This window comes from Pontibacter sp. SGAir0037 (assembly GCF_005491705.1).
GTDB lineage: Bacteria > Bacteroidota > Bacteroidia > Cytophagales > Hymenobacteraceae > Pontibacter.
In genome coordinates this window covers 5,209,001-5,221,324 of sequence record NZ_CP028092.1, presented here as the reverse complement: position 1 = coordinate 5,221,324, position 12,324 = coordinate 5,209,001, and the positions used below count along the sequence as shown (strand labels likewise).

Annotated in this window: 10 protein-coding genes and 1 tRNA gene; 4 read left to right on the top strand and 7 right to left on the bottom strand. The window is 41.6% G+C overall.

The window, feature by feature from the left end; all coding sequences use genetic code 11:
• Positions 1–2: 2 nt before the first annotated feature.
• Both C1N53_RS21695 and asnB read right to left on the bottom strand, forming a co-directional pair.
• Positions 3–1,349, bottom strand: coding sequence for a UDP-glucose/GDP-mannose dehydrogenase family protein (locus tag C1N53_RS21695; protein ID WP_137761289.1), 1,347 nt, complete (start codon positions 1,347–1,349; stop codon positions 3–5).
• Positions 1,350–1,478: 129 nt separating this feature from the next.
• A complete protein-coding gene (gene asnB / locus C1N53_RS21690) occupies positions 1,479–3,383 on the bottom strand; it encodes an asparagine synthase (glutamine-hydrolyzing) (RefSeq protein ID WP_137761288.1) in 1,905 nt (634 codons plus the stop codon).
• A 261-nt stretch (positions 3,384–3,644) separates the two neighbouring features.
• Here asnB and C1N53_RS21685 point away from each other — a divergent pair, with 261 nt between their 5' ends.
• The 3 genes from C1N53_RS21685 (at position 3,645) to C1N53_RS21675 (ending at position 8,512) form a co-directional block, all read left to right on the top strand.
• Entirely contained in the window at positions 3,645–4,310 is a 666-nt protein-coding gene (locus C1N53_RS21685) for a C40 family peptidase (protein ID WP_240773330.1), read from the top strand.
• A gap of 554 nt (positions 4,311–4,864) precedes the next feature.
• Complete coding sequence (locus tag C1N53_RS21680; RefSeq protein WP_371415943.1) at positions 4,865–8,320, top strand: carboxypeptidase regulatory-like domain-containing protein; 3,456 nt, start codon at positions 4,865–4,867, stop codon at positions 8,318–8,320.
• Positions 8,321–8,438: 118 nt separating this feature from the next.
• Positions 8,439–8,512: transfer RNA gene (locus C1N53_RS21675), tRNA-Ala, on the top strand.
• Positions 8,513–8,655: 143 nt separating this feature from the next.
• On the opposite strand, the gene C1N53_RS21670 is transcribed toward C1N53_RS21675, so the two are convergent.
• Genes C1N53_RS21670 through C1N53_RS21655 form a run of 4 tightly spaced genes read right to left on the bottom strand, consistent with a single transcriptional unit; the run spans position 8,656 to position 9,960 of the window.
• The gene (locus tag C1N53_RS21670; RefSeq protein WP_137761287.1) at positions 8,656–8,931 is read right to left on the bottom strand and encodes a helix-turn-helix domain-containing protein; all 276 of its coding nucleotides are present in this window, start codon (positions 8,929–8,931) and stop codon (positions 8,656–8,658) included.
• A gap of 15 nt (positions 8,932–8,946) precedes the next feature.
• On the bottom strand, positions 8,947–9,345 hold the full coding sequence (locus C1N53_RS21665; protein WP_137761286.1) for a hypothetical protein: 399 nt from the start codon (positions 9,343–9,345) through the stop codon (positions 8,947–8,949).
• 15 nt (positions 9,346–9,360) lie between these two features.
• Positions 9,361–9,642 (bottom strand): helix-turn-helix domain-containing protein, encoded by a 282-nt coding sequence (locus tag C1N53_RS21660; protein WP_137761285.1) that lies wholly within the window; start codon positions 9,640–9,642, stop codon positions 9,361–9,363.
• A 39-nt stretch (positions 9,643–9,681) separates the two neighbouring features.
• The gene (locus C1N53_RS21655; protein WP_137761284.1) at positions 9,682–9,960 is read right to left on the bottom strand and encodes a hypothetical protein; all 279 of its coding nucleotides are present in this window, start codon (positions 9,958–9,960) and stop codon (positions 9,682–9,684) included.
• 186 nt (positions 9,961–10,146) lie between these two features.
• Between C1N53_RS21655 and C1N53_RS22645 the strand changes: the two genes are divergently transcribed.
• Complete coding sequence (locus tag C1N53_RS22645) at positions 10,147–10,305, top strand: hypothetical protein (protein WP_168194082.1); 159 nt, start codon at positions 10,147–10,149, stop codon at positions 10,303–10,305.
• 33 nt (positions 10,306–10,338) lie between these two features.
• On the opposite strand, the gene C1N53_RS21650 is transcribed toward C1N53_RS22645, so the two are convergent.
• A complete protein-coding gene (locus C1N53_RS21650; RefSeq protein WP_137761283.1) occupies positions 10,339–12,318 on the bottom strand; it encodes a hypothetical protein in 1,980 nt (659 codons plus the stop codon).
• Positions 12,319–12,324: the final 6 nt, after the last annotated feature.

Here is a 12,324-nt window from a genome sequence, read left to right as displayed (position 1 = left end):
CTTTATACTGCTGCGTTTTCTTGTTGTACACCTTGCTTAATGCCTATGCCGTAGTAGCTAAAGCCCTTCTCGCGCAACTCCGCTGCGTCGTAGATGTTGCGGCCGTCGAAGATCACCTGGCCCTTCATCAGTTTGCCCACCACGTTGAAGTTGGGAGACCGGAACTCCGGCCACTCGGTCACCAGCAGCAGGGCATCGGCGTCTATGAGCGCCTCATACTCGTCCTTGCCGTAGTAGATGCTGTCTTTCAGGGTGTGCTCTGCCTCCTTCATGGCCACCGGGTCGTAGGCTCGCACCTTGGCTCCCTGCTCCAGCAGCTTCTGAATGATCACCAGCGAAGGAGCCTCCCGCATGTCGTCCGTCTTGGGTTTGAACGAAAGCCCCCACACGGCGAAGGTTTTGCCGGCCAGTTCGCCGTCGAAGTGCTTGTATATCTTGTTGTAGAGCACCGACTTCTGGTTCTCGTTCACGCTCTCCACCGCCTTGAGCACCTGCATCTCGTAGCCGTTCTCGGAGGCCGTCCTGATGAGCGCCTTCACGTCTTTGGGAAAGCACGAGCCGCCGTAGCCGATGCCCGGGTAGATGAACTTGTTGCCGATGCGGGCGTCGGAGCCGATGCCCTTGCGCACCATGTTCACGTCGGCGCCCATCACCTCGCAGAGGTTGGCGATGTCGTTCATGAAGCTGATCTTGGTGGCCAGCATGGCGTTGGCTGCGTACTTGGTCATCTCAGCCGAAGGCACGTCCATGAAAATGAGCGGGTGGCCGTTCATCAGGAAGGGCTTGTAGAGCTTAGTCATCACCTCTTCGGCCCGCTCGGAGGATACCCCCACCACGATGCGGTCAGGCTTGAGGAAGTCGTCGATGGCTGCCCCCTCTTTGAGGAACTCCGGGTTGGAGGCCACGTCGAAGGGGATGTTCACCCCGCGCAGTTCCAGTTCCTCTTCGATCGCCTGCTGCACCTTCCTGGCCGTGCCCACGGGCACGGTGCTCTTGGTCACCACCACCGTGTAGTCGTTGATGTTCTGGCCGATGCTGCGGGCAACGGCCAGCACGTACTTCAGGTCGGCGCTGCCGTCTTCGCCGGGAGGGGTGCCCACGGCGATAAAGGCCACATCGCAGCCCTGCACGCTCGTGGCTATGTCGGTGGAGAAAGAGAGGCGCTCTTTCTGCGTGTTGCGCAGCACCATCTCTTCCAGGCCCGGCTCGTAGATCGGAAGGATGCCTTGCTTTAAATTCTCGATCTTGCGCTTATCAATGTCGATGCAGGTTACATCTATACCCACCTCGGCAAAACAGGTGCCTGTTACCAAGCCTACATAACCCGTGCCTACTACAGCTATTTTCATAAAATGACTGGTTGTTATTTAATTAAAATACTTATTTCTAGTGTGTTATACTACTTTACCAGATATCAAATATAGAGTTAATATTTGAATTATCAAGATATATATAAAAAAAGTTATTTAATAATATTTTTACTGCATCCACCTGCTCCACCACGACTGAAAAACCAACAAACTCCATAGCTTGGAAGGTGCGTCATGCGGGCTACGAATTGAAAGCGATTCTACCAGCTTTCTCACCTCTTTGGCATCGAATATGCCTTGCCAGCGGAGGTACTCATCTGAAAGCAAATAGCTGATCTCATTTCCGGCTTCCTGTTTCAGCAATGCAAGTAACGGCACTTCGAACCCTTTTTTAGAACGGTTCTGCAGCTCCGCAGGTATCAGGTCCTTAAAAGTATCTCTAAGAATTTTTTTCTGATATGTCGCGTCAATTTTAGCAGAAACTGGTAGTGAAAAGGCAAATTTAACTACCCGATGATCCAAGAATGGGCTCCTGATCTCTACTCCGTTTGCCATACCCATTAAATCGATTTTGGGTAGCATATCATTTCCTAAAACAAGCTGCCAGTCTGCACATAAAACATTGTTCAGATCAAATCTTTCGGCATGCAGGCAATTCAGCAATCTACTTTTTCTGGCGCTATACAACCTTCTGTTGATATTTTCTCTTGTCTGCGCACTGCATACATGCAAGGCTTCCGTTTCATTCTGCCAGCTTGCCCATAACCAGTAACGATCTTTTTCTGACAATTGAGCTCCAGCTGCAAATCGTTGGAACTGTCTTACTTTGTTTGCCCAAAAAGAGTTGCGCGATTGCGGCAACATCTTCCAAAGAGGCGCTAAACCTTTTACAGTTATTTCTGCTAAACCCCTGTGTAACAGCTTGTATTCTGCTCTGTGCTTATTATAGCCGGCAAAAAGTTCATCCGCTCCGTCTCCTGACAAAATAACTTTTACATCAGTTGCAGCATGCTTACTTAAAGCATACACAGCCAAAGCCGAGGAATCGGCAAAAGGTTCACTAAAGCGCTGCAATACCTCCTTAAAGCAGCCATACAAGTCCTGCAATGACAAATGCAATTCTGTGTGGTTTGTCCTGAATTTCTTGGCAACTAACCTGGCATACTTCGTTTCATCAAAAAATGAGTTATCCTTAAACCCCAGCGAGAAAGTTTTTATGCCTGGTGATATTCCGGATGCCAGGCCTACCATAACAGATGAATCTATTCCGCCACTTAAAAAAGCTCCGACTGGCACATCAGCAGTTAGTCTTTCTCTTACTGCCCTTTCTAATACATCTCTTAGTTTTGCCTGCCCCTGCTTATAAGTAAGTTTATTTTGGCTGATCTTTTCCTGATCGAACGGCAATCGATACCAGGCATGTTCAGTTACTTTGTTTCCTCTTACATAAAGAGAGTGCCCTGGCAGCAGCTTTTTTACTCCTTTTATTATACTGGCAGGTGCAGGTATATAAGTTAGCTGCAGATACTGGTACAAAGATGTATAGTCAAGTTCACGTGGAACATCAAACATAAGCAGTGCTCCTAGCTCCGAACCAAAAATAAACTTATCGGTATCTTTATAGTACAGCAGCGGCTTTTCCCCAAAACGATCACGGGCTATAAATAAACTTTCTTCTAAAGCATCGTAAATGGCAAAAGAAAAAAAGCCGCTGAGCTTTTTTAAGCACTCCTGCCCCTCATCCATATAAAGACGCAATACAACCTCTGTGTCGGAGTCTGATGTAAAAACTACTCCCTTCTCTCGAAGCTTCTCTCTGATTTGCTTATAATTGAAGACTTCTCCATTGTAAATGATCCAGTAGCGTCTTTTTTCATCCGTTAGGGGCTGATTTGCCTCTTTGCCTGGAGCTATAACAGATAACCTGTTAACTCCAAAGCTAATTTTGTCCATCACAAAAGCGTTACTGGCATCAGGCCCCCGGTGCCTTAATTGCACAGTAGACTTCTCCAGGTCAGCAAAGGCTTCTTTACCTTTTTCAGTAAATGCATAAACACCAGTTATTCCGCACATATCGCCGGGTTAGTTACCATAGCTACTCATATACTAAGCTGCTTGTTCCAATTTATTTTTGAATGTCCAGCCCATTACCTGTTCCAGAACAAGTTATAGGCTTAAATAAAAGCTTCTCAAAAGCAGTACAGTATGCACATATATAGATAGTTATATAAACCAACCCATTAACAATATTTTCTTAAAATTCAATTTTTTTAATATATATCTAATCTATACTTTAGTTCACTATATGTTCTACCATATTATTTAGCGACTACTGTGAAAACTTTTGCTTCTACTGCCAGCCTTTTCATTTTTCTGATTTTATTGATGGCCTCCTGCCAATCTTCTCAACCTATATTCAGCAAGAAAGGCGAGCCTTACAGGTCTGCCCGCGAAATTGCTGAACAAAAGCGCCAGGATAGAAAAGCGCGCAGGATAGGTGGCAAAGGAGGAAGCAAAGAAAGTAAAATTGCATCAAAAGACAGAAAAAGTCGCCGTCGGTCCACTACTCCACGCAACGTTGACAAAGATATTGCTACAGTGATTAAAACTGCACGATCTTATACAGGAACTCCCTACAAATGGGGCGGTACAACCAGGGTGGGCATGGACTGCTCCGGCTTGTTATGTACTTCATTTCAGAGTATAGACGTGCAATTACCACGTACCTCTGAAGAACAAAGTACGTTTGGCAAAAACATAAGAGTAAAAGATTTACAAGAAGGTGACCTTGTATTTTTTGGAGCATCGGCTAACAGCAGGCAAGTAACCCATGTGGGTATGATAACCGAGGTTATTAGTGACGAGGAAATTAAATTCATACATGCCTCTACTACATTAGGCGTTATTGAGAATAATTTCTTTTCAAATCACTATCAGAAGATTTTTATAAAGGCTGTGCGCCCTCATTATTTTAAAAATATACTTTCTAAATCAGAATAATCAGCAAAAGCCTTGAAAGCGGAGGAGCCTGATCGACATTTATCCGTTTCCTTCAGGCTTATTTCATGAAATAATACTATAGTTATAGCATTCCTTAAAACAATTAACACTTGCTATATGCTTCTATATTAGGTATGCTTTTGGTTTTGTAAGCCGAATGCATACCTATTATAGAAGCACCCAAAGCACCTGGTTAACCAACTAGTGTTGTTCAGTAAAAGAGCCTTTAATTTTCACAACACAATAAAAAATCCACCTTAAACAACCCAAAACCACTAAACAAGATATTATTATATATTGGTAATCTTATAAACATAACTATAAAGGTCATTTCACAATTCACAGTGACAACACCTAATATTTTGTTATTTTAATAATAAACAATATACACAATTATCACCCCTACACAATTATACGGGCATATTTTCGATTTTTGATTTATTCAACAAATACAGTATATTCAGGCAAAAGATTTTTTTTAATATTTTTTTAACATTGGAATTAGGAGAATGTGCTTAGGGTGAATTACTTTTGCACAAAAATCAATCATACCCATGATGAAAAACTTTACTAGTACTGTGCGTGTTACCCCAGCCGCAGTACTTCCAGTTCTTTACAGTTCGGGGCAAAAAATCACACCTAACCTATCTAAAAATTTTATGAAGAATTATTTACTGACAACACTTCTCATGTTGTTTTGCTTGGCAGGAGTAAATGCACAAGTAACAACGAGTAGTTTGAGCGGGTCTGTAAGAAGTACTAATGGAGAAGCTCTAATTGGGGCAACAGTTAGGGCTACTCATCAACCTTCTGGAACTACGTATGGCACTGCTACTAATTCAGAAGGCCGATTTAACATTCAAAATATGCGAGTGGGTGGTCCTTACTTAGTAGAAGTAAGCTATATAGGCTTCCAATCTCAAAGATATACTGATATTAATTTACAGTTAGGTAGGCCATATAACCTTGATGCTGTTATATCAGATGCAGGCAGTCAGCTACAGGAAGTAGTAGTTACAGCAGATCAGAGTGCAGTATTTAATGCTCAAAGAACAGGAGCTGCAACTAACGTATCAACAGAACAAATTAACACATTACCTACTATAACAAGAAGCCTTACAGACTTTACACGCCTTACACCACAAGCGAATGGCAATGGCTTTGCTGGTCGTGACGGTCGTTTTAACAACGTGCAAATTGATGGAGCAAACTTCAATAATGGGTTTGGCTTAAATACCAACCCACTTCCGGGTGGAAACTCTCAGCCAATTTCGCTTGATGCAATTGAACAAGTACAAGTAAATATTGCTCCATATGATGTTCGTCAGAGTGGATTTACTGGCGCTGGCATTAATGCTGTAACTCGTAGTGGTAGCAATTCATTTTCAGGCTCAGCTTACACTTTTTACAGAAACCAAAAGTACAATGGCTTAAAAATAAATGATCTTGAGCTTGAAAGAGGAGATGCAACATCAAGCAACACCTATGGATTCCGCCTAGGTGGCCCAATCATTAAAAATAAGTTATTTTTCTTTGTTAATGCTGAGCATGTTAACGAAAAGGGCACCAACCCAAATGCAGTTAACCTTTGGAGGGCTTCAGATAATGGTGTTGCTAATCCAGAACAAAATATTGCAAGAACATCAAGAGCGGATCTGGAGGCAGTTCGTAACCATTTAATAAATGTTTGGGGATATGATCCTGGAGCATATGAGAATTATGCAAATGACAACGGTAGAACGAGTACAAACTTATTAGCTAGAATTGACTGGAATATAAATGATAGACATAAGTTAGCAGTTCGTTATAATCAAGTTAAAGGTGAGTCAGGATCGTTAGTAAACGGTAGTTCCGGCCCAAGCCCTCGCTCTACTGTAAACCGTGTTAGCGATCAATCTATCGCATTTGAAAACACAATGTATTTTACTGAAAACATTGTTCGTTCAGCGTCTGCAGAATTAAATAGCACGTTTTCTTCTCGCCTATCAAATCAGTTCTTAGCAACATATAGCCGTATCCAAGACACAAGGACATCACCAAGTGAGATTTTTCCTATGGTGGATATTTGGGATGGCAGTGCAACAGGCACAAACTATATGACATTTGGTTATGAACTCTTTACTTATGGCAATGATGTTCTTAATAACAACTATAGCTTTATTAACAACCTTACTTACTTAGCTGGTAAGCATACACTTACTGCAGGAGCTAGTTACGAATCACAAAAGTTTGGCAACCAATATATTCGTTTAGGTACCTCTTATTACCGCTATGCTTCTGTTGCGGATTTCTTGACTACTGGAACAGCTAATGAAGTAGCTCCAATTATGTTTGGTCTTACTTACCCTTATGAAGGCCAAGACCCTTACGCTCCAATTGTCTTGGGAACAGCAGGATTATATGTTCAAGACAAATATGCTGTATCAAATAGATTAGACCTTACATTAGGTTTACGAGCTGATATGCCGGTTTATATCAACGATCTGACAGCTAACACCTCTATAGACAATCTAGTATTATCTGATGTTTATGGCAACCCTAAACAATATACTACAGGGTCATGGCCAAAAACAAGAGTAATGTTATCTCCAAGAATTGGTTTCAATTTTGATGCTCTTGGCGATGGATCTCTACAACTTCGTGGTGGTACTGGTTTATTTGCTGGCCGTGTGCCTTTTGTATGGTTGACTAACATGCCATCTAACTCTGGTGTAATTCAAAACAATGTTGAACCGAATAGCTATGCTTCAGTAGCGGGCTGGATAGGCGATATTCGGTTTAATCCAGATCCTTACTACTGGTTAAACAACACTCCAGCGAGTGCATCCAATGTGTTTATCAAAAACCCTAATGCCGGAGTGCCAACGAGCTTTGCTTTAGTAGACCGTGAGTTTAAAATGCCTAAAGTATGGAGAACAAGTTTGGGAGCAGACTATACTATTCCTGGCACACCTTTAGTTGCTACAACTGATCTATTATATACAGCAGACATTAATGCAGCATATCAGTTTGGCGCTAATAGGTTACAAACAAATACCCTTATGAATTATGGAGGTGATGAAGAAAATGATCATCGTCAATTCTATCCTGGAGGATCTAATACAACAAGATACAATACTGCAGTTGCAGCAAATACAGCTGTTGTGTTAACTAACACAAACGAGAAAGGATATTCTTTCAGCGGTACAGTAGGTTTGTCTCTCCCTGCACGTAGAGGTTTGTATGGATCATTGTACTATACATATACAGCGGCTAAAGAGGTTTCTGGTAATCCAGGTTCTAACGCTTCGTCTGCTTGGCTTGGTAGCCCTGCTGTGAATGGTCCTAATGAGCAAAACCTTTACCCTTCACAGTATGCCATTCCTCATAACATTGTGGCAAGCCTCTCTTACCGCAAAACATACTTTAATCACCTAGCCACAACTGTTTCAGTATTCTATAATGGCTCTCATCAAGGACGCTTCTCATATACTTATCAGAACGACTTTAACAATGATGGTATAAATGCTGACCTTCTGTATATCCCAAATAATTCTGCTAATCTTAATTTTGTTGATATTGTTAGCAACGGCAATGTAATTTTTACAGCTGAGCAACAACGCCAAGCTTTTGATAACTTTATAAACAATGACTCATATCTAAGCACTAGACGTGGCCAATATGCAGAACGTAATGGAGCTTTAATGCCTTGGTTAAATCGCTTTGATGTTAGAGTGCTTCAAGATTTATTTATGAATGTTGGAGGTAAGCGCAATACAATACAGTTAAGTGCAGACATTATGAACATTGGAAACTTAATTAATTCAGGATGGGGTATTCGTCAAACATTCAACAACGGACAAACCTTATTGAACAGTTCTTATAACGCTACTACAGGTGTAAGAAGCTTTACAATGCGAACTATTACAGAAAATGGAGAAACTGTATTACCTACCTCTCCATTCAGAGATGTAACTACTACTGCTACTACTTGGTATGCACAGTTAGGCCTTCGTTATATCTTCAACTAATAAGAAGTACAACTATCTTACAAAAAGGCGGGGCTTAAGTCCCGCCTTTTTTATTTACAGAATCTGTAGTTCAGATTTGGTTAAACAGAAAAATGTTTTAATTTTGTGCCACTCAAACGGGGGATTAGCTCAGCTGGCTAGAGCGCTTGCATGGCATGCAAGAGGTCATCGGTTCGACTCCGATATTCTCCACTGATAATGAAGCACTTATAGGGTAAAACTTGTAAGTGCTTTTTTTATTGCAAACAATTTACAAACAAGTAGCAGGTAACCTGTTGCTGGAATAGCTCCTTTAACTGGAGAAACTCCTTCATATCTGGTACCTCTGCCATAGACTAATTTCCTTTCCTGGGACGCTTAGATTCATTGTAGGCTAGTAGTGATGAGCGTAAATAACAGACTTTACGCCCTTCATATTTGCACTCGATTTTATTTTCTATCCTAGCATTATAAAGTGCGTTTCTACCTATTCCAGTAATTCGACAAGCTTCATTTGTACCAACATATTCTGTAAGACCGTTTTCAAGCAGCTGCAGCCTCTTCTCTAAATCGATCAGCTTCTGCTGGTACTGCTCCCACTCTACTTCTGGAATGATTACTACCTTCTGCATATAAATAAATGTTGCTTATGCTGCGTTTCCGGCAAACTCACCTTCTTTATTTTTAAACTCTTCGAAGTAAGGATCAAGGCTGAAGTAACCCATCCCTGTCATAAGGGCATCACGCAAATTTTTTAAGACCAATGCTGTATGAGATGCGCTGGCCGGTACACTTTCATCATTTAAATAATACATTGATAAATCTGAAAGAGCAATTTCGAGTTGCTTAATTATTACACCTGGCTCATGCATCTCCAGAACCTTCAGAATAGGATGAACATTGAAAATATGATCTCTTTCCTGAAGAGCTATATAATATTGCATTGAACCTGGTTCAACAGGCTTGAAAAGGTTAGCTCTTCGGGCCTCGTAACTTTGCTGCCACTCTTGATTTCCACCATATGGAGTTTGTGTTGAGTTTTTCATAAAGGTATAGTTATTTTAAGCTTTTACTTTTCTTGGTCGTTTCGTATCATTATACTCCTGCAGGCTGCTTCTCAGGTAAAGCACTGTCTTCCCCTCGAACTTGTAAGCCACCTTATCCGCTGCTCTTAGGTTGTAGAGTGTATCTCTGTGCAATCCTGTTAACTTGCAGGCCTCACCTGTCTTTACCCATTCGCTGAGGCCTTTCTCTAAGCGATTCACTCGTTTGACAAGTTCTTTAATCAGCTCTTCCTGATGCTGAATTTGTTGCTGCATTTGTTCAATTATACCTAGTTGCATACAATGAATTTAAGTTCTCAAAAGATTAACTTTTACTTATTATTGTTTAATTTCTAAAAAGCCTCCACCGGTGAGAAGGGCATTTCTTAAAATTCTTAGAGTATATAGCAGTGAACTGGCTTTAGTATAGCCTGGCTCAAGATCCATATACAAATGGGTCAGGTCCTGCATGATATCGTCTATCTCTATGGCCATGCCTTCAGCTCCAGCGTTATCAAGCGTTTTAAGAAACGGTTCTACATCAAATGTGCCGTTAGCTCCCTGGGAGGTAATAAATACAGTTGGCTTATCAACTGAAACAGGTAAAAACTTTTCCATGATTTAAACTATATATGATTTAACAATTTATCTCACCAAACATTTATTTTGATTGTGTTTTAATTGTATAACGCAAGCAATATGCAATTAGTTTTTAATTAGTACAATTATTTTGCAATATTTTTAATTGTGGTTTGATTGTTGCTTTTATATTTGTGCCGTATAACACATAAAAACACCACTAAAATGGCAGAGGAGCAAAAGAAAATTACTGTAAACTTTCAGATGGAACAGGATCTACACGAGAAGTTAAAAGCACTTGCAAAGAAGAAAGGTGTAAGCTTTGCCGGTTATATCAGAATGATATGTAATGATGCTGTTGAGGCAGAAGAAACGAAAAAATAGGTAATTCATTATCAACAGGTTGTTGATAATGAATTACAACCTCCATAACTGGCACTCTGTTGGGCCCTCTCCAGTGTACTCATTAATAGAGTTCAGGTAGAAGTAAGACTGATACTGATCTAACCAGATTGGAACAGAGCAATCGTAGTTCTGCACTTCATGGGCTGCCAGTAAGAAGTAGGGCGTTAGTCCTTTGCAACGATAAAGGATATCCTTCAGGATGCCATAATACGTCTTTAACAATGAGGTAAAGTCTAAGCCTTCAAAGGTACTCACTGCCATAGCGATGCTTCTGCCGGGTGTTTCATTTTTTTCTCTTAAGGTTACACCCTGGTACACGTTCGGCTGGTGCAGCGTGAGGCGGGGCTCTGTCTTTACGGGTTTATAGGTTATCTCTTGATCTATATAATACCAATTCCCCAGGGACTGTCGATATACTGCTCCTCCCTTCAAGATGTACTGCGATTCGTTGCGGGTATAGTTGTTTCCAGAAGCAGCATCCTGCACATAAGCTACGTCTCCTGTCTGGGATTGCAGGCCGCTTAACCCTTGCACGTTCGCTACGACATGCTTGTACCCACTTAACACCTTTCGTTCTTCTTCCAGAGTGGTAATATCCACGTACCCCTGCTGTTGCCCTGAGGCGGCAACGGGTAACTCTAGGACAGTTACTTCATAATCTAATGTGTTGTTATCTACTGGCAAAAAAGAATCCGCATCGCTGCCGCTTTTGTATCTAAACCAGTTCTTCTGAGCAAATTTCCCAAACCTATAACTAATTCCAGGCTGCTTGCCAGCAGGATACACTAGCTTCTTACTCCAATCCAATGCATTAGCTTTATTGGTCTCCAGTTGGGTCATGGGCACGAGCATCATCATATCACTAAATACATCATAGTTGGGCATCAATCCAAACAACGAGTTCACCATCTTAAAGAAGTCCTTTTGCTTAATATCCGGTAAGTTATCGGCAATACTCCAGTCGGACTTGTAGTAGGCTTCGTCTTTGTAGCTGGCCTTAATTTCAGCAGAGGAGAACCAAGCAGCATCTGAAAAGCCATTCTGTGCTACCAGGTTCTCGCGCTGCACCACAAAAGAGATGCTATTCAAATTATAGATAGAACTTACTTTAATAGTTCCTTTTGCTTCCTGCTGGCCTACTGCGGAGATATCTAAACGTACAGGCGGCTGTAAGTTAAAGTTATCACTGTCTCTCAACGCCACCAGAAGAAAAGCAGGCGCACTGACTTTGGATGATTTCAGCTTCGTTACATTTACGGTGAGAGTAATCTCCACTTCTCCGTAATGCTTCGGAATACTGGGCGTGAGGGTGCCTGTTAGAAAGTAGTTATACTGCCTTTCTTCTACCCACTGCTGGTTATGAACAGGGATGCCATTGGTGAAAGGAAGTAACAGCCGGTTAAAGGTATCGTTCTCAAAGCTCCACTTCACCCCCGCTTCTTCCATCATCTGAGCGTATATAGCACGGACAAACACCGAAGGGTACAGGTGCATCGGGTTTAAGTTCCCTCTATTGAAAGAGAACCCCCTATAATGCAGATCATAGATATAGCCGTGAGTATGGTTTCGGTATGGGTTCCCTCTAGTTGCTACATTATCCAGGTCGCGGACGTGGTTGAATCGTGCTAAGTTCAGATCTCGTATTGACTTATCCCCTAACTTTTCGAAGAAGTTTACCGCCCCTGAGAATACCTGCAGATTATAGTCCTCTTCGAAAGAGTCAAGAAGGCCTATAGCAGAGGGCAGTAGTTCTATTCCATCATGTAACACCTCAACTTTTAACAACCTATAGGGTGACTCTGCAATACTTGTTACCAAATTAGAATTCTCTAAAATTGAATTGTTCCTATTGGTACCTGGTAGTCGCAGCATATTAGTATAGCTACTCTGGACCATATCAGGCTTCGTTAAATCATTAGATTGAACAGTAACAGCAACTTTACTATCAGAGACTGTATCAACTTGTTTATTATTAACAAATACTTTTATCATTGCTTA